Raw genomic sequence first — 17,074 nt, 5'->3', positions numbered from 1 at the left:
CGCAAGCAACAGGACATTCAAGTGGACAGCTTTCTGTTATACGCCCTCGCGGCCGGTCTCGGCATCGCCCTGCTGGCCGGCCCCCTCGGCAGCTTCGTGGTATGGCGCAAGATGGCCTATTTTGGCGACACCCTCTCCCACGCCTGCCTGTTCGGCATCGCGCTGGGCATCCTGCTGCAGGTCGATCTCACTCTGGCGGTGGTGGTCTGCTGCCTCGCCATGGCGATGCTGCTGGTGATCATGAGTCGCAACCAGCAGGTGGCGACCGATACCCTGCTCGGCATTCTGGCCCACAGCGCCCTGTCGCTCGGTCTGGTTACCTTGAGTTTTATGGATAACGTGCGGGTGGATCTGATGGCCTACCTGTTCGGCGACCTGCTCTCGGTACAACCGATGGATCTGCTCTGGATCTACGGCGGTGGCGCGCTGGTACTGCTCACCCTGTTGCGACTGTGGGATCCCCTGCTCTCCATGACCATCTCGGAAGAGCTGGCACGGGTAGAGGGGATCCGGGTCGATGTGCTGCGCTGCGTATTGATGCTGCTGATCGGGCTGGTGATCGCGGTGGCGATGAAGTTTGTCGGGGCGCTGATCATCACCTCCCTGCTGATCATTCCCGCCGCCACCGCCCGCCGCTTCAGCCAGACGCCGGAGCAGATGGCTGGCTTTGCCGCGCTGATCGGCTGTCTCGCCGTCCTGGGGGGGCTGACCCTCTCCTGGTATCAGGACACCCCGGCAGGCCCTTCGGTCGTCGTCTGCGCCACCAGCCTGTTTGTGCTGAGCCAGTTCAAGAAAGCCTGATAACCCGAGCAATTACAACGGCATACTCTGGCGTGTCTCCATCATTAGCCACTGGCGCAACCGGCTGATAGCGGGCTCATGGGCCCGCGAGCGCTTGCAGGTAAAGTAGAAGGCATCCCCCGTCTCCAGCTGGTGTACCGGCAAGGCCACCAGCTGGGGATCATCGGGCCGCAGCATGTAGTCATTCACGAACGCAACCCCCTGATCCCAGGCCGCCGCCTCCATCGCCAGCAACACATGGCTGAAATGGTGCATCCGCGCCTCGTCCGGGATCACCAGCCCGCCCGCCTTGGCCCAGCGCTGCCAATCCTCGCCCCGCGCCTTGTAAATGGACTGCACCGAGAGCAGCGGCAGCTGCCAGATGGCCTCAGGCCACTCCCCGCTGATCTGCTGCAACAAGCGGCGGCTGCAGACCGGAAAGAGCCGCTCCTGATAGATAAGATCGTGACAGTAGCCCCGTCCGTGGGGTGAGACTGTGATAAAGCAATCCGCCACCCGATCGGAGAGCTCGGGATCTTCCGCCACCATCTCCAGACTCAAATCCAGCTCGGGGTAGAGTTGGCGCAATCCCGCCAACCGCGGGATCAGCCACTTCACAGCAAACGAGCTGTAGACTGCGAGCCGGACCCGCATCTCGCCGCCCCCGCGCAGCTGTTCGCTGCTCTGGGCAATCTGGCTGAGTCCGGCGGCAATCCCCTCGAAATAGCTCTCGCCCTGCGTCGTCAACGAGAGCAGCCGCCCCTGACGCAGCAGCAAGCGCTCACCCAGAAAATCCTCCAGCAGGCGGATCTGGTGGCTGACCGCACTCTGGCTGACGTTCAGTTCAAGGGCGGCGCGAGAGAAGCTGAGCAAGCGTGCCACCACCTCGAAATATTGCACCGCACGCAGGGGAGGAAGCTTCATTATCTAAATATCTCATGAGTGGTCATTTTTTATCATTTTACTGGATAACGGCCCTCGCGCTACCCTCCCCGAATCTGAAGTGGGAGGTGGTATGAATGCAGTAGGGATCGGCATCCTTTATCTGGTGCTGGGCAATATGGTGGCGGTTTTTTCCGATGCGCTGGTCAAGGTGCTGGAGCCGGATCAGCCCATCTTCCAGTTTGTCTTTTTCCGCCAGCTCTCGGCCGCCATTCTGCTGATGCCCTGGCTGCTCTGGTCATGGCGCCGCAACCCACCGGTGGCCATCAAGTGGCACCTGCTGCGGGCCCATATTTGGGCGGTCGGCGTCTGCCTGATGGTGGTGGCCCTCACCCGCTTGCCGCTCGCCACTGCCAATGCCCTCTTCTATGCCGCCCCCCTGATGATGGTGCCGCTGGCAGTGTGGATGGCGGGGGAAGCGATCTCGCGCCAGAAGGTGCTGACCGCAGTTATCGGGTTTATCGGGGTACTGATCGTGCTGCGCCCGACCGAGGTGAACTGGGCCGCGCTGGCGGCGCTTGGGGTGGCGCTGTCGATGGCGCTCAACAATCTGCTGATCAAGCGGATCCCGCTCAAGCAGCCCATCGCCCAGACCCTGTTTTTCACCAACGTGCTGAGCATGCCCTTCATTCTGGCGCTGGCATTGTGGGAAGGGGGCAACTGGCAGTGGCAGATGTGGTGGCCCGCTTTTGGCTCCTCGGCGCTGATCATGGTCTATGCGGGATTGTGCGTGGTGGCCTATCGCAAGGCAGAGGCGAGCAAGATCGCCTCAGCGGAGTACACCGGTCTGCTGATGGCGGTGGCCATCGGGGTGTGGCTGTTTGACGAGCAGCCCGGTCTGCCGCTGCTGCTGGGCTGTATCTGCATCGTCCTGCCGCTCATCGCCATGGCGCGCAGCAAGCCAAAACCGCTGGCCGAACCGGCGCTTTAAGCGCTCAGGGTCGTTCCAGCAAAGGGGCGACCCTTTGCTGCAGATGGGGGACAATCTCATCCTCGAACCAGGGATTCTTTCTGAGCCAGAGGGTATTGCGCGGTGAAGGGTGAGGCAACGGCAGCCAGCCGGGGCCATAGTCGGCCCAGCTGCGCACCGTGTCGGTGAGCGATCCCTTGGCTGCCCCCCGCAGATAGTAGGCTTGTGAATATTGGCCGATAAGCAGGGTCAGTTCGATATTGGGTAGCAGCATCAATACCTTGTCGTGCCAGTTAGGCGCGCACTCGGGTCTGGGCGGCAGATCGCCGGATTTTCCCCTGCCGGGATAGCAGAGGCCCATCGGCATGATGGCGATGCGGGATTCGTCGTAAAAGGTGGCCTTATCGACCCCGAGCCACTGGCGCAGCCTGTCACCGGAGGGGTCATCCCACGGGATACCACTGGCATGCACACGAGTGCCGGGGGCCTGACCGATGATCAGCAGGCGGGCACTCTCGGCCCCGCGGATCACCGGACGAGGCCCCAGCGGCAGATGTGCCTCGCACAGACGGCAGGCCCTGATTTGCTCAAACAACTTATCGATTCGCTGCATGACGTTGATAGTACCAGCATTTCCCTGTTTTCCCTCTTGTGGAAACAGGGCGCACCCCCTACTATCGCCATGAGTGTTTAATTTAATAAACGGATAATAATGAAAAACTGGCTAGGTACCGGCACCGCGACCCTCTCCTTCATCCTGTGGGGGATGCTGCCGCTCTATTATCAATTCATGCCCGAGGTCAACATGTGGGAGCTGATCTCCCACCGGGTGCTCTGGTCTGTGGTGCTGCTGGGTGCCCTGTTTTTGCTGTTTGGCCACCAGGTGCCGTGGGCACGGTTGCGCAGTGAGCCGCGCCAGCTCGGCCTCATTCTGCTGGCGGGCCCCGTCATGTCCATCAGCTGGTGCATGTTCACCTGGTGCCTCACCACCGGGCAGGTATTGACCACCAGCCTCGCCTTCTTTATGACCCCGCTGTTCAATATCGTATTCGCCGTCATCTTCCTCAAAGAGCGACTCACCCCGCAAAAGCATCTGGCGGTCGCCCTGGCGCTGGCGGGGCTCGCCTACATGCTCTTCTGCTACGGCCAACTCCCCTGGTTCTCCCTCATCATGGGGGCCAACTTCGCCTGCTACGGCCTTATCAAGAAGAAGATCCACTACGACACCGGCACCAGCCTCTATCTGGAAGCCATGGTGCAACTGCCCGTCGCGCTGATCATCATCGGCACGCTGGCGTGGCACGGGGAAGGGGCATTCGTGAACGGGGATCTGGCCGACAAGCTGCTGCTGATGGGCAGTGCGCCCGCCACCCTGTTGCCGGTCGGGCTCTTCTGCTACGCGGTGGCGAGAACCCGGATGAGCACGGTGGGACTGCTGCAATATATCGAGCCCAGCCTCGCCTTCCTGCTCGCCATCTACTGGTTTGGTGAAACGCCGGACCCCATCAAGACGGTCGGCTTCGCCTTCGTCTGGGCAGGCTTGCTGGTGAGTCTGGTGCCGCTGCACCGGCTCAAGCGCCGCCCTCAGGGCGTACCGCGATAAGACTCCAGCACCTTGTGCCAACGGGGATCTCTGTCCATCTGCTCGGCGATGTCGTTGAGGGTGGCATGCAGCTCGGGACGGGATTTGGGCAGCAGGATATGGCGGGTATAGCTGGATTGGGGGAAGGGTGAGATAAACAGCTTGCCCTGATAATGCTGTGAGTCGATGAAAAAGCCCAGCGATGAACCACTTACCAACGTCACATCGATGCGGCCGCGCACCAGCAGCTCAAGATTGGTCTTCACCTTCTTGGCATCCTGACGCACCAGCTCCCCGCGGCCAGCTGCATCATCGATCCCCTGATAGCGGTAGCCCTCCACCCCGCCAAACACCAGCCCCTTGAGGGAGTCTGGCCCGCGATAGGTGACCGGTTTGTCGATGTTCGAGACCAGCTCGTTGGTGTCGCGCATCACCGGAAAGGTCCAGAGATAGCGCTCGCGATGGGGATCCCCCACCCAGGCGGGATTGACCCAGACCACCAGACCGTCAAAGTCGGGATCCGCCATCTCCTGCGCCAGTCGGGCGCGATTGACCAGCCAAAGCTCGATTCTGGGTTCACCCCCCAGCTTTTCATTGAGATACTTGACCAGCTCGCGGCTCAGCCCTGCATCCACTCCGGTGTTGAAGGGCGGATGCTGATGGTAATCGTAGAGACGGATCGTCTCCCCCAGAGCCGGGACCGACAACAGTAACCACAACCAAAACCAGACTCTCATCGCACCTCCTTGAGCTGCCTCTGAGTTTGGCACAGAGAATTTGAATGAGAGAACCCGCGACCACCACACCGGCACAGCAACCATCCACCCCTTCCCGCTGGTCTGTCTATATGGTGCGCACCGCCACCGGCCTGCTCTATACCGGGATCAGCACGGATCCGCTGCGCCGCCTGCGCCAGCACCAGAGTGGCAAGGGCGCTCGCGCCCTGCGCGGCAAGGGGCCACTGACGCTGGCGTGGCAACAGGAAGTCGGCGAGAAGGGGGCGGCTCTGCGCATCGAATATCGCCTCAAGCAGCAGCCGAAATCCTTCAAGGAACAGCTGATAAAAAGCCCGGCACTCTGGCAGAGCTGGAGCCCCCAGTGGTTACCCGCAGCCACCCAGCCTTGAGGACGACAGGCAAAAAAAGGCCACTCGATGAGTGGCCGGAAAGGGGAAATCAGGGAGCATCACACAACGTCTTGCACAACCTCAGGCGGGTTAGAGGTAGGTATTGGAACGCTTGCTACGGTTGCTGATCAGCCAGCAAACCGCCAGCACCAGCAACAACCAGGGGGCCAGCTTGATGATCAGAGCAAGCATGCCGCCCAGCGCCCCAAGCAGCACGAACAGGCCGCTCACCAGCAACATGGCTACCAGGGTAAAACCGGTCAGTGCCATGACCAGCAGCACCACCAGCAAGATGAAAAATTCCAGCATAACTTGCTCCTTATCAGTACCTTGTCTGCCGACTGTTCAACCCTTCGGTCAATCCAGCCAGCGCTTCAATTCATAACGGGGCGGCATCACCAACACCGCCAGCAGATAGGCGGCCAGAGCCAGCGGCGGCATCAGGATCAGGGCGAGCAGTGCCACCACCCGCACCGTGACTCTGGAGACCCCCAACCGCCTGGCAATACCGGCGCAGACCCCGGTCAGCTTGCGATGCACCAGATCCTTGGGCCAGGGGCTCATGATTACACCTCCGCCTTCTGGCCTTTGAGGCGAGCCAGCTCGCGCTCGATCTCGTCATTGAGCTCCAGCTCGCGGAACTGGGCCTCCAGCGAGGGATTCTGCCCCAAGGTGGCCGCCTCCAACTGGGCTTCCAGCTGATCGACCCGGCCCTGAAAACCATCAAAGCGCGCCATCAGCTCATGCATGCGCTGGTTGTCCACCTGGGCGCGGGCACGAATGCGGCTGTGGGCTGTCTGCTCGCGCAGGGTCAGCAGTTTCTGCTTCTCGCGCGCCTCGGTCAGCTTGGCTGCCAACCGCTCGCTGTCGGCGCTGAGCTGGGCCAGCACCTCGGCCACCCGGGCCTTGTCCTGCTCCAGCTGTTCACATTTTTTAACCTCCGCCAGCTTCTCGGTAAGGGCGGCGCGGGCCAGATCCTCACGTCCCTTCTGGATGGCGAGCTCGGCCTTGGCCGACCACTCCAGGATCTGCGCCTGCAACGCCTGCTGGTGACGCTCCAGCTGCTTCTGTTCGGCAATCACGCGGGCGGCCTGGGTACGCATCTCGACCTGCACCTGCTCCATCTCTTCGATCATCAGGCGCAGCATCTTCTCCGGCTCTTCACTCTTGTCGAGCAGGCTGTGCAGGTTGGCATTTATCACGTCGGTCAGGCGGCTGAATACGCTCATGGTCTGGCTCCTTGTTGATGGGATGGCTATCTCTTCCCATAGCATTACAAGAGCCGTGCCAAGAAAAATTATTGTTGTTTTACATATAGATGGGAATTTACTGAGGAAATTCAAGAAGGGCTTGTTGGTGAGAATAGCCAACCTGGTGGTGATTTTTACCAACAAAAAAGGGAGCCTGTGGCTCCCTTGTCGATTCGTCTGCGATATCCGTCAGGCGGCGTGGCTGTGGCCCAGCTTGCTGTCCAGTTCGGTCAGCTTGGCCTCCATCCGGGCGCGGCAGGTGTCGGAGAGATCGCGAATGCCGCTGGCACCGTGCTCCTTGCTGCAGACCGGGGCCATCACTTCCACCAGCACTTCGCCGTTATCCCAGCGATTGAGGTCGACCTGACCGAAGTAGCTGGAGCAGACGATGGGCACCACGGGCACTTCAGCCTGTACCGCAGTGTGGAACGCGCCCGCCTTGAATGGCAACAGGCCACGCCCCTGGGAGCGGGTCCCTTCCGGGAACATCCAGATGGAGGTACCGCGGTTCTTGATACGATCCACCACCTGACCTATGGTGCCGATGGCACGGGAGCGGTTGGAGCGGTCGATCAGCACGTTGCCGGAGAGCCAGAAGATAAGGCCGAACAGCGGCAGCCAGAGCAGGCTCTTTTTGCCTACCGCCACCACGCCGGGCTGCACCGCACCGGTCACGGTGAAGATGTCGAAGTTGCTCTGGTGGTTGCAGACGTAGACCGCCGGGCCGACCGATTTGACCTCGTCGGCCACCGTCACCTTGACTCGCAGCCCGATCAGCGGGCAGACCGCGTGATACATGCGGGCGAAGACATAGACGTTGTTGGGATGGCGCGGACGAACCAGACAGAGCAGCAGGCCGAACAGGAACCAGAAAATGAGCAGCAGACCAAGCAGCAGCACACGGGCAATTTTGAGCATCGAACACCTCGAGTTTTAACTCGGCGCAGTATACTGATCCCCCTTTTAGCGAACAAGCGTTCGCCAAACAGAACCGACCACCCCGTCGCGCCACCCACATTGCTGCTCATCAATACGCCGCCGACTTGCCCCACCCGCCATTGGTCGTTAGGATGGCCCCATCTTGATGGACGGGGCGAACATGATGTTGCAACAACGGGTAGCGAAACATCTCCTGCTGCTGGTCTGCCTGCTGGTGCTCAATTGTGCGGCCCAGCCGCTGGCCCGGCTTGCCCTGCTCGATCACGCCCTCAGCTGTCAGGCACTGCCCGTTCCAGGCTCGGCAACGGATCAAGAGGATGCCAAACCGGCCAGCCCGCAACCCACCAGCTGCCAGCTCAACGGCAAGTGGCTAAGTGCCGCCACCCTGCTCTGCGTCGAACAGCTCTTCTTTGCCGTGGCCGTGCTGATCGCCCTGCTGGCTCCCCTTTGGCGCTACACACCGCCACTGCCCCCTCCCAGAGTCATCTCGCCGCCCGAGCGGCGTCTGCACCTCACCCTGTGCGTCTGGCGGGAATGAGTTCGGCTGCGTTCTTTCGTTAGCTGTCACTCAATTTTTGCGAGACCAAAAAGATGTCGAATTTCTTCAAGGCGGCCCTGCTACTGGGCGGTCTGCTGTGGCAATCCATGGGATTGGCCAGCGACACGGGCTGGCTCACCAGCCCACAGAATGATCACGCCCGGGTACGGCTGCAGGCCGACCGCAGCACGGCAGATCAGACCCGCATCCTGCTCGATGTCGAGCTGGAGTCGGGCTGGAAAACCTACTGGCACAGCCCGGGAGAAGGGGGCATTGCCCCCCAGATCCTGTGGGATGAGCCGGTCGGAGACTTTCAGTGGCGCTGGCCGGTGCCACGCCACTTCGAGGTAGCCGGGCTCAGCACCCAGGGTTATCAGGGGGACGTGACCTTCCCCCTCAGCCTCAACTACCCAACCGGGCAACCGCTCAAGGGGACTCTGCGCCTCTCCACCTGCAGCAATGTCTGCATCCTGACCGACTTTCCCTTCACCCTCGCGGTGGATGGGCAGGCCCCGGCCGACTTCGATTTTGCCTGGGCGAAGGCGATGAGTACCCTGCCCCAGCAATTGCCTGCCGAAACCCGGGTCGAGCTCAGTTATCAGCACAACCAGCTGCAACTGCGCGCCGAGCGGGCAGAGGGCTGGCAATCACCGGCCCTCTTTATCGACGCTCTGGAGGGGGCCGAGTTTGGCAAACCGGCGCTTGAGGTCGAAGGCAACACCCTGATCGCCCGGGTGCCGGTGAGCGATGGCTGGCAGGGGGATGCGCCGGATCTGCGCGGCCAATCCCTCGGCCTGCTGCTCACCAGTGGCGAGCAGGCGTGGCAGGGCAAGGGGACGATCGGCGCGCCGCTCACACTGCCCAACCAGAGTCATTCGCTGTTCTGGTTGCTGGGGGCGGCGCTGCTCGGCGGCCTGATCCTCAACCTGATGCCCTGCGTGCTGCCGGTGCTGGCGCTCAAGCTGGGAACTGTGTTGCAACATCAGAAGCGTGAACAGGGAACGGTGCGCAAGCAGTTCCTCGCCGCCAGCGCCGGGATCATCGCCTCCTTCTGGGTGCTGGCGGCCATGAGCAGCCTGCTGCGCGCCACGCAAGGGGCCGTTGGCTGGGGCATCCAGTTCCAGAGCGCCGGTTTTATCGGCTTGATGGTGCTGGTCACCATGCTGTTTTGCGCCAACCTGTTGGGGCTGTTCGAGATCCGCCTGCCCAGCGCCCTCAGCACCCGCCTCGCCACCAGCGGCGGCAACAGCCTCGGCGGTCACTTCCTGCAGGGGAGCTTCGCCACTCTGCTGGCGACCCCCTGCTCGGCACCGTTCCTCGGCACGGCAGTGGCCTTTGCGCTGGCGGCGCCACTTGGCCAGCTCTGGCTCATCTTCACGGCATTGGGGATTGGCATGAGCTTGCCCTGGCTGCTGGTGGCGGCCCTGCCACGGCTCGCCCTCTGGTTGCCGAAACCAGGGCGCTGGATGAACCATCTGCGCATCCTGCTCGGCCTGATGATGCTGGGCTCCAGCCTCTGGCTCACCAGCCTGCTCGACAACCATCTCGGCAGCTATGCCACCGGCTGGCTGATGGTAGCCATGCTGCTGGCACTGCTGATTGGCATCATATGGCGTTACGGCATGCGCGGCTTCACACTGGCGATCGCCCTCGCCGCCCTGATTGGCAGCCCCCTGCTGCTGAGTGGCGCCTTTAGCGCGCAGGGCTCGGCCAGTGTTGACAAGGTGGTCTGGCAACCGCTCTCTGAACGCGCCATCACAGATGCGCTGGCCCAGAACAAGCGGGTCTTTATCGATGTCACCGCCGACTGGTGCGTTACCTGCAAGGCCAACAAATACAACGTGTTGCTGCGCGATGAGGTGCAACAGGCCCTCTCGGCCCCCGATGTGGTGGCCCTGCGCGGCGACTGGAGCAAACCGAACGACACCATCGCCGCCTTCCTGCGTAAGCGGGGCGCAGCGGCCGTCCCCTTCAACCAGATTTACGGCCCGGAGTTGCCGCAGGGGGTCACGCTGTCACCCCTGCTCGACAAGGACGATCTGCTGACCACATTGCACAAGGCTGGCCTGCTTCAGGCTGGCACCACCCGATTTTAAGGAGCAACCATGAAACCGACTCTGAGCGCCCTGACCCTGCTGGCTTCCCTTTCCGCAGCCCTGCTGGCTCCGGCCCTGCACGCCGCCCCCTTCACCCCGGAGCAGGAGGCACGTATCAAGGAGCTGATCCGCGAGACCCTGATCGCCAACCCCAAGATCCTCGACGAGGCCGCCGAATCCTGGGAGAAGCAGAACGCGGCAGCCCAGGAGGCGCAGCTTGGCAACTTCATCAAGGGCAACAAGGATGTGCTGTTCAACAGCGCCACCAGCCCGCGCCTCGGCGCCAAGAATCCCAAGCTGACGCTGGTGCTGTTCACCGACTACAACTGCCCCTACTGCAAGCAGTTCGATCCCCAGCTGACCAAGCTGCTCAAGGCCTATCCGGACGATCTGGGGCTGGTGATCAAGCTGTTGCCGTTCAAGGGGCAGACCTCCGCCAAGGCGGCCCAATACAGCCTGACCCTGTGGCAACAGGATCCCGCCCGCTTCCTCACCCTGCACGACAAGCTGATGAGCAAGCAGGGGATGCTGACCGAGGCGGACATCAACAAGGCGCTGGCCGCCACCAGCAACACCGCGCTCAAACCGACCGCCACGGCGACCGAAGAGCTGCGCAACAGCCTGCGCATCGGCACCATTCTGGGGGTACAGGGCACACCGGCGACGCTTATCGGCAACCAGCTGGTGCCGGGCGCCATCCCCTATGAGGAGCTGGAGCATCTGGTGAAGGCCGAACTGGCCAAGCAGGGGTAAGGGATGACCACCAATCCTCAACCCCGCTGGCGCCGCTGGGGCAAGGAGGCGCTCTGGCTGCTGCTGATGGCGCTGATCATCTCGCCCCTGCTGGATCTGTGGCGCAGCCCGACCCTGCCAGAGGGGGCGATGAGCGCCCCCGTCACCCTGCAGGATGGCACCAGTACGGATCTCGCCACCCTGAGCCAGGGCAAGCCACTGCTGGTCTACTACTGGGCCAGCTGGTGCGGGGTCTGCCGCTTCACCACCCCGGCCGTGCAGCAGCTCTGGCAAGAGGGGGAAAACGTGCTGACGGTGGCACTGCGCTCCGGCAATTCGGAGCAGTTAGCCAAGGGGATGAGCAAGAAGGGGCTCACCTTCCCGACCCACAACGACGAGTCGGGAGCGCTGGCGGCCAAGTGGCAGGTGGGCGTCACCCCGACGTTCCTCGTTATCAAGGATGGCAAGCTGGTGAGCAGCACCACCGGCTGGAGCTCGAAGTGGGGCTTGCAGTTGCGGCTCTGGTGGGCATCGCTCTAGCCACGCAACTTCGTTGCCTTTAACAGGGCCATCCCACCGGATGGCCCTTTTTTATGCCGACATATTTATCCCGACATCAGACGGGGAGCTGCATCCCGCGCACCTGCTCCAACAGGGCAGTCACCGCTGCCGAGCGCAGCGCATCGGGGGCGTAGCAGAGCCCCACCCGCCGCTTGAAGGAAGAGGCCGCCAGCTCGGCGACCGAACAACCGGGCAAACAAAGCGAACGGGGCAACCAGGCGATCCCCGCCCCGGCGGCCACCATGGTCGCCGCCAGTCGCAGCGACCCCGCCCGCCGTGGATAGAGCGGCGCCTGATTGCCGAGGATGGCGATCAGCCGCAGGTGGGAGTCGTGGCGCGGGCAGGTGACCCAGGGCTGGTCCGCCAACGCTGCCGGGGTGAGCGCCCCCTTGCCCGTCAGCAGGTGATCCGGCGGCAGCACCAGCACGAACTCCTCCTCCAGCAGAGGGATAAAGAGCTCGTCGCCACAACGCAGGGATTCACACCCCAGCCGCACATCGCCACAACAGCCCTCATCCAGAGTCAGCAGGATCTCCTCGTGGGCGAGTACCCCGTTGACCAGCGTCCCCACCACGCCATCACCCAGATCCGCCTCAATCCCCACCGTCAGCTCGAGGCAGGGGGAGGTTTCACGAAACTCGCGGGCGAGGGAGTCGGTATCGGCGATCAGCCGCTTGGCGCGGGGATAGAGCCGGTGCGCCGCTTCGGTCCCCTCCACCCCGCGCGCCTGCCGCACAAACAGGGTCACCCCCAGCTCATCCTCCAGCGTCTTGATGGTGGTGGAGAGGGTGGGCTGGGTAATGAAAAGGCGGGTAGCGGCCGCCGTGATGTTGCGCTCCTCGAAGACAGCCACAAACGCACGCAGGGTTCGCACATCCATAGAATTCACCTATACCAGACAGTAATAAAAGCCATTTTTCACGGCTACACGGGGCAAATATAGTGGCTTACCTGCCACAAGGCATCCTAATTCTCTATATCAGCGTCTATCAACACAGCCAGGAGCCATCATGCGCCATATCTCTGTCATCGGCCTAGGAGCCATGGGCTCCGCCCTCGCCACCACCTTGCTCAAGGCGGGCCATCCGATCACCGTCTGGAATCGCAGCGCCGCCAAGGCCGCCCCGCTGCAAGCGCTGGGTGCAACACTCGCCCCCTCGGTTGGCGCGGCCATCGCTGCGAGCGATATCATCCTTGTCTGCGTCGATAACTACGCCGTCAGCCAACAGTTGCTGGATGAGGCGAGCGACGCGGTGGCGGGCAAGCTGCTGGTGCAGCTCTCTACCGGCAGCCCGCAGGGGGCCAGAGCGCTGGAGAGCTGGAGCCACGCCCGCGGCGCCCGCTATCTCGATGGCGCCATCCTCTGCTTCCCGGATCAGATCGGCACCAGCGATGCCAGCATCATCTGCTCGGGGGCCAGCGCGGCCTTTAGCGACGCCGAGCCGGTGCTGCGCCTGCTCGCCCCCACCCTCGACCATGTGGCCGAGGCGGTGGGCGCCGCCGCGGCGCAAGATTGCGCTGTCGCCGCCTACTTTGCCGGTGGTCTGCTCGGTGCTCTGCACGGCGCCCTGATCTGCGAGGCTGAAGGGTTGCCGGTAGCCAAGGTGTGCGCCCAGTTCAGCGAACTTTCCCCGATTTTGGGGGGCGATGTGGCCCATCTTGGCAAGACGCTGGCGAGCGGCGATTTCGATCACCCCTACGCCAGCCTAAAAACCTGGAGCGCCGCCATCAGCCGCCTCGCAGGTCACGCCACCGATGCCGGGATCGACAGCCGCTTCCCGCGTTTTGCCGCCGATCTGTTTGAGGAAGGGGTGGCGCAAGGGTTTGGTCAGCAGGAGGTGTCAGCCCTCATCAAGGTGCTGCGGGCGCGCAACGGAGCGGCACAATGAACGAGCTGACCAATCACCCCCAAATTGCACTGGTCACCGGCGCCGCTGGCGGGATTGGCCGCCAGCTCTGCATCGGGCTGGCCGAGGCGGGTTATCGGGTGATCGCCACCGATCTGGCTCCTCACGCTTTCGACCATCCCGAGATCCACTTTCACCCGCTCGATCTGCGGGATGAGCAGGCCATCGTGCGGCTCTTTACGGAGGTGCGCGCACAACATGGCGGCATCCATCTGCTGATCAACAACGGCGTCATCAGCAAGTTCCACACCCGCTTCGAGGAGCTGAGCGCAGCCCAGTTCGATCAGGTGATGACGGTCAATGTGCGCGGCGCCATGCTCTGCGCCCGCGCCTTTGTGCAGGCCAACTGCGGGTTGCCCTATGGCCGCATCATCAATATTGCCTCCACCCGCTGGCAGCAGAACGAACCGGGTTGGGATGCCTACGGCGCCTCCAAAGGGGCGCTGGTCGCCCTCACCCAGTCCCTCGCCAACTCGCTGGCCGACCATCCCATCACGGTCAATGCCATCAGTCCGGGCTGGATCCAGGCGGAGGATTACCACACCCTGACCGAGGCGGATCACCGCCAGCACCCGAGCGGCCGGGTTGGTCGCCCCGACGACATCACCCGCGCCTGCCTCTTTCTGGCGGATCCTCGCAACGACTTTATCAACGGTGCCAATCTGGTGGTCGATGGCGGGATGAGCAAGAAGATGATCTACCACACCTCCGCCTCCTTCTGGGAGGAGTAACCCCTGCGGCGGCAGCCTCGCCCCGGCCTGCCACCCGCTCCTTTCCTGCCCGTTTTTTCATCGCTTTTGCCCCACCGCCCTTGCACTGACCAGATCGACTGGCAACAATAGACGCTCAACTGACACCTCTTCATCTCGCCCGTTAATTGATCGCCCAACTCATCGCGTTGGCGGGCTGTTTCCGTTAAAATGACGGGTTTTTGCCGTGCCTGGTTTGCCAATCCCCACCATCAGGCACTCGCAGCGTGAATCCTATGATGCCAGTGATGCAGGATCTGCCATGAACAACTACTTTCGGGTGCTGGGCGTCAAGTCCAACGCCAGCGAAAACGACATCAAGAAAGCCTATCGTCGGCTGTCAAACCAGTACCACCCCGACAAGCTGCACGGGGCCAGTGAAGAAGAGAAAGAGCAGGCAGCCATCAAGCTGCACCAGGTAAAGCAGGCCTATGAAGTGCTGTCCGATCCGAAACAGCGGGCCGCCTTTATCAAGGATTTCAACAACGTCATCGTGACCGACCCCGCCTCCGCCATGCAGGAGATGTGGGATCAGTTCTACCCCTGAAACAGCAGGCAGAAAGAGCAACTATGCAAAAGAGATGGGACCAGGCGCGGCTCAAGTCGCTGCAAAGCGATGCCAGCGAAAACATCGAATCCTACCGGGATCAGGACGACCCCAAGGGGCTGGAACAGTTCACCGACCAGATGAAGAGCCTGCTGCTGGCCGATATGAGCATGCTGGAGTTTATGCCCGAGTATCTGCCGCTGGCCCTCTATGGCCGGGTGCAGTTCCCGGCCAAGGCCAAGTCGCAGTGGAACAAGTGGCTCGCCAACGGCGAGCAGCCAAGCTGGGACGAGTTCAAGGTGAGCGTCGGCTTCAACAACGCCGCCCTGCCGCTGGTCAAGGCGGTGCGGGCCCAGAGCGAAGATCAGCTGATGGAAGCCTGCGCCGTGCTGTTCCTGCTCGATAACCCGCTGCCGCGCGGCAGCCACCGCGGCGATGACGACTATGAGCTGCGCGACGAAGAAGATGAAGACGGGGAAGATGCCGACGCAGACTACCACGGCGGCAGTGACCGCTATGGTGATGACGACGGCGATCAGGATATGTACGACGAAGTCCGTTTCTAATTGGGGCAAGGCATGAGCAACAGTCTGATAGAAATTACCGCCATCGAGATCAAAGAGCTGGCCGTTATCGAGCCGAAGCAGGCCAGCGAGAAGTTCGAGCTGATCGCCAAGACCATGTCTGACGACCAGCTGGCAGAAGTGATTGAAAACATTGATATCGTTACCCTGACCCAGATTAACGGCCAGCACGATATCTCCTTCCCCTCCATCATCTCCGAGCTGATGACCCCGGAGCGGATCCGCGACATCGTCTGCCAGCAGCCGCTCTATTGGGAAGAGGCGATCAAGAACAACGCCGACGAGCTGCAACAGCACACCTTCGACTTCCTCAACTACCTGATCCGCACCCAGGATAGCGAAGCCAAGCAGCGCGAGATCCTCGAGTGCGTGGCCGAAGACCCGGCCGGTCTCTTCTACCTCGCCATCCCCTTTATCGAGTTCTATCGCGGCGATCGCTATGAAGAGGACGAAGGCTATCGCGACGTGCTGCACGCCGAAGAGGAAGATCTCGAAGAGTCCCTGCGCTACAGCGAGCGCCAGCAGAGCGAGGATGTCCACGACTACGCGCTGGACGACCCGCGCAGCCTGTTGATGCTCATTCGCGAGCTGGCCCCCGAGGTGGAGAAAGCCATCAAGGCGCTGCTGCGCAACGAGCACTCCAGCTGGGACGGCATCATCAACAAGTTTGCCGCCGAACTGGTGATGCAGGCCAAAGAGAAGAACAAGGTCGAGGAAGACGAGTACGGCGACGTCGACGACATGTTCAGCTTTCTGGATTAAGGAGCCCATTCATGCAGTTAGTCATTCGCGATGCCAACCAGGGCCCCTTTCTGAGCCAGGTGCTGCGCTTTGGCCGCGACAACGAACTCTTGAGTCAGCAACAGCTGGCCGCCATCAAGGGCAAGGCGGTGCTGATGAGCCTCAAATTCGCCGACAAGTACTACAACAAGTACAAGATGCACCTGCTGGAGCAGGCCGCCCACGACGTCATCGGCGTGGTGAGCCTCGGCCTGCAGGAGCTCTCGGCGCGGGATCCGGCCAAGGCACTGGCGCTGCTGCAGGCGCCGGAAGGCCCCATCAAGCCGTTCCAGAAGGGCTGGTCGATGCTCATCACCGTCAGCCCCAAGCAGGCTGGCAACAGCCTCTACGGTGACGTGGATGCCCGCCTGCTGGACAAGATCTCCAGCCCGCCCGATGTGGAGGAGTGGCAAGGGTGGCAGGAGTACGAGAAGGCGCTGACCGAGCACAACAAGAGCCGCCTGATGGATCTCATCGACCAGCACTTCTTCGCCTGCGAGAGCGACCACCCCACCATGGAGGACAAACTGGCCGAAGCACTGCTCTACCGCATCCTCTGCGGCAAGGGCTGTGGCGCCGCTCCGCTCAAGGTGAAGCAGGATCTCAAGCGCAAACTGGCGCGGGAGATTGAGCTCGACGAGGGCTGGTATGACACCGACTACCTCGCCGCCCAGCTCGCCCTGATGCTGAACGCGCTGCCCGCCGACATGGCCGCCGCCCTGCGTCAGGAGCTGAGCCCGGGCTTTGTGCCCAACCTGCTGCATACCCTCGGCTTTGTACGCCAGTACCAGCTGCTGCAAAAAGAGAACGCCTCGCCGGAGAAGCTCGACAACGTCGAGATGCGCGCCGGTCTCAAGCACCCGCTGCTCGGCTGGCCGCTCTACCACGACTTCTAAGGCGGCTTTCGCCGCCCATCAGTCGCACCACAACGCCCGGCCCGCCGGGCGTTGTTATATCCTTCCCTCACCCTCTCCCAAGCAGAGAGGGAACACACGCAAGTCACCCTGAGGCTACCCCTTCTCTTCCCGATATTTATTCACTCAATGCCCAA

General features: G+C 62.2%; 22 protein-coding genes. 14 read left to right on the top strand and 8 right to left on the bottom strand.

What is annotated here, in order from left to right:
* The first annotated feature begins 21 nt into the window (after positions 1 to 21).
* Positions 22 to 801 carry a zinc ABC transporter permease subunit ZnuB gene (gene znuB / locus I6L41_RS19465; RefSeq protein WP_216960765.1) on the top strand — a complete coding sequence of 260 codons (780 nt, stop codon included), beginning with the start codon at positions 22 to 24 and terminating at the stop codon, positions 799 to 801.
* A 12-nt stretch (positions 802 to 813) separates the two neighbouring features.
* On the opposite strand, the gene I6L41_RS19460 is transcribed toward znuB, so the two are convergent.
* Positions 814 to 1,704 (bottom strand): LysR substrate-binding domain-containing protein, encoded by an 891-nt coding sequence (locus tag I6L41_RS19460; RefSeq protein WP_107682801.1) that lies wholly within the window; start codon positions 1,702 to 1,704, stop codon positions 814 to 816.
* Between the two features lie 91 nt (positions 1,705 to 1,795).
* Here I6L41_RS19460 and I6L41_RS19455 point away from each other — a divergent pair, with 91 nt between their 5' ends.
* Positions 1,796 to 2,653: a DMT family transporter gene (locus I6L41_RS19455; protein WP_021231711.1), complete on the top strand. Its 858-nt coding sequence runs from the start codon at positions 1,796 to 1,798 to the stop codon at positions 2,651 to 2,653.
* Between the two features lie 4 nt (positions 2,654 to 2,657).
* Here I6L41_RS19455 and I6L41_RS19450 read toward each other — a convergent pair whose 3' ends face one another.
* Entirely contained in the window at positions 2,658 to 3,245 is a 588-nt protein-coding gene (locus I6L41_RS19450; RefSeq protein ID WP_201978686.1) for a uracil-DNA glycosylase family protein, read from the bottom strand.
* Positions 3,246 to 3,344: 99 nt separating this feature from the next.
* Here I6L41_RS19450 and rarD point away from each other — a divergent pair, with 99 nt between their 5' ends.
* Entirely contained in the window at positions 3,345 to 4,235 is an 891-nt protein-coding gene (rarD, locus tag I6L41_RS19445) for an EamA family transporter RarD (RefSeq protein ID WP_216960761.1), read from the top strand.
* Here the strand turns inward: rarD and I6L41_RS19440 are convergent.
* Complete coding sequence (locus tag I6L41_RS19440) at positions 4,217 to 4,951, bottom strand: ABC transporter substrate-binding protein (RefSeq protein WP_216960758.1); 735 nt, start codon at positions 4,949 to 4,951, stop codon at positions 4,217 to 4,219. The two genes, rarD and I6L41_RS19440, sit on opposite strands and share 19 nt — an antisense overlap.
* 44 nt (positions 4,952 to 4,995) lie before the next feature.
* Between I6L41_RS19440 and I6L41_RS19435 the strand changes: the two genes are divergently transcribed.
* Positions 4,996 to 5,340 (top strand): GIY-YIG nuclease family protein, encoded by a 345-nt coding sequence (locus I6L41_RS19435; RefSeq protein ID WP_005363060.1) that lies wholly within the window; start codon positions 4,996 to 4,998, stop codon positions 5,338 to 5,340.
* A gap of 90 nt (positions 5,341 to 5,430) precedes the next feature.
* Here the strand turns inward: I6L41_RS19435 and pspG are convergent, their stop codons facing one another.
* The 4 genes from pspG to I6L41_RS19415 form a co-directional block, all read right to left on the bottom strand.
* A complete protein-coding gene (pspG, locus tag I6L41_RS19430; RefSeq protein ID WP_005335871.1) occupies positions 5,431 to 5,649 on the bottom strand; it encodes an envelope stress response protein PspG in 219 nt (72 codons plus the stop codon).
* A 48-nt stretch (positions 5,650 to 5,697) separates the two neighbouring features.
* Positions 5,698 to 5,904, bottom strand: a complete 207-nt coding sequence (locus tag I6L41_RS19425; RefSeq protein WP_005335873.1) for a PspC domain-containing protein — start codon at positions 5,902 to 5,904, stop codon at positions 5,698 to 5,700.
* A 2-nt stretch (positions 5,905 to 5,906) separates the two neighbouring features.
* Positions 5,907 to 6,569: a phage shock protein PspA gene (gene pspA / locus I6L41_RS19420; protein WP_216960755.1), complete on the bottom strand. Its 663-nt coding sequence runs from the start codon at positions 6,567 to 6,569 to the stop codon at positions 5,907 to 5,909.
* A 210-nt stretch (positions 6,570 to 6,779) separates the two neighbouring features.
* Positions 6,780 to 7,508, bottom strand: coding sequence for a 1-acylglycerol-3-phosphate O-acyltransferase (locus I6L41_RS19415; RefSeq protein ID WP_005335875.1), 729 nt, complete (start codon positions 7,506 to 7,508; stop codon positions 6,780 to 6,782).
* A 181-nt stretch (positions 7,509 to 7,689) separates the two neighbouring features.
* Between I6L41_RS19415 and I6L41_RS19410 the strand changes: the two genes are divergently transcribed.
* The 4 genes from I6L41_RS19410 to I6L41_RS19395 are packed head-to-tail and all read left to right on the top strand — an operon-like array spanning position 7,690 to position 11,435.
* Positions 7,690 to 8,067, top strand: coding sequence for a hypothetical protein (locus I6L41_RS19410; protein ID WP_005354882.1), 378 nt, complete (start codon positions 7,690 to 7,692; stop codon positions 8,065 to 8,067).
* Positions 8,068 to 8,120: 53 nt separating this feature from the next.
* Positions 8,121 to 10,163, top strand: a complete 2,043-nt coding sequence (locus tag I6L41_RS19405; protein WP_216960750.1) for a protein-disulfide reductase DsbD — start codon at positions 8,121 to 8,123, stop codon at positions 10,161 to 10,163.
* 9 nt (positions 10,164 to 10,172) lie between these two features.
* The gene (locus I6L41_RS19400; protein ID WP_113739865.1) at positions 10,173 to 10,916 is read left to right on the top strand and encodes a DsbA family protein; all 744 of its coding nucleotides are present in this window, start codon (positions 10,173 to 10,175) and stop codon (positions 10,914 to 10,916) included.
* 3 nt (positions 10,917 to 10,919) lie between these two features.
* Positions 10,920 to 11,435 (top strand): protein disulfide oxidoreductase, encoded by a 516-nt coding sequence (locus I6L41_RS19395; protein WP_216960746.1) that lies wholly within the window; start codon positions 10,920 to 10,922, stop codon positions 11,433 to 11,435.
* A gap of 76 nt (positions 11,436 to 11,511) precedes the next feature.
* Here the strand turns inward: I6L41_RS19395 and I6L41_RS19390 are convergent, their stop codons facing one another.
* A complete protein-coding gene (locus I6L41_RS19390) occupies positions 11,512 to 12,336 on the bottom strand; it encodes a LysR family transcriptional regulator (protein ID WP_216960742.1) in 825 nt (274 codons plus the stop codon).
* Between the two features lie 130 nt (positions 12,337 to 12,466).
* Between I6L41_RS19390 and I6L41_RS19385 the strand changes: the two genes are divergently transcribed.
* The 6 genes from I6L41_RS19385 (at position 12,467) to I6L41_RS19360 (ending at position 16,919) form a co-directional block, all read left to right on the top strand.
* A complete protein-coding gene (locus tag I6L41_RS19385) occupies positions 12,467 to 13,345 on the top strand; it encodes an NAD(P)-dependent oxidoreductase (protein ID WP_216960739.1) in 879 nt (292 codons plus the stop codon).
* A complete protein-coding gene (locus tag I6L41_RS19380) occupies positions 13,342 to 14,094 on the top strand; it encodes an SDR family NAD(P)-dependent oxidoreductase (RefSeq protein WP_216960737.1) in 753 nt (250 codons plus the stop codon). The genes I6L41_RS19385 and I6L41_RS19380 overlap by 4 nt, the downstream gene beginning before the upstream one ends.
* 280 nt (positions 14,095 to 14,374) lie before the next feature.
* Positions 14,375 to 14,659: a DnaJ domain-containing protein gene (locus I6L41_RS19375; RefSeq protein ID WP_005343121.1), complete on the top strand. Its 285-nt coding sequence runs from the start codon at positions 14,375 to 14,377 to the stop codon at positions 14,657 to 14,659.
* 23 nt (positions 14,660 to 14,682) lie between these two features.
* On the top strand, positions 14,683 to 15,225 hold the full coding sequence (locus tag I6L41_RS19370) for a hypothetical protein (protein WP_216954845.1): 543 nt from the start codon (positions 14,683 to 14,685) through the stop codon (positions 15,223 to 15,225).
* A 12-nt stretch (positions 15,226 to 15,237) separates the two neighbouring features.
* Positions 15,238 to 16,005, top strand: coding sequence for a hypothetical protein (locus I6L41_RS19365; protein WP_005343119.1), 768 nt, complete (start codon positions 15,238 to 15,240; stop codon positions 16,003 to 16,005).
* Positions 16,006 to 16,016: 11 nt separating this feature from the next.
* Positions 16,017 to 16,919 (top strand): hypothetical protein, encoded by a 903-nt coding sequence (locus tag I6L41_RS19360; protein ID WP_216960734.1) that lies wholly within the window; start codon positions 16,017 to 16,019, stop codon positions 16,917 to 16,919.
* Positions 16,920 to 17,074 lie beyond the last annotated feature (155 nt).

The organism is Aeromonas sp. FDAARGOS 1411 (assembly GCF_019047125.1).
Classification (GTDB): domain Bacteria; phylum Pseudomonadota; class Gammaproteobacteria; order Enterobacterales; family Aeromonadaceae; genus Aeromonas; species Aeromonas veronii.
Note: the sequence above shows the minus strand (reverse complement) of the source record. Positions and strands in the feature narration are given on the sequence as shown.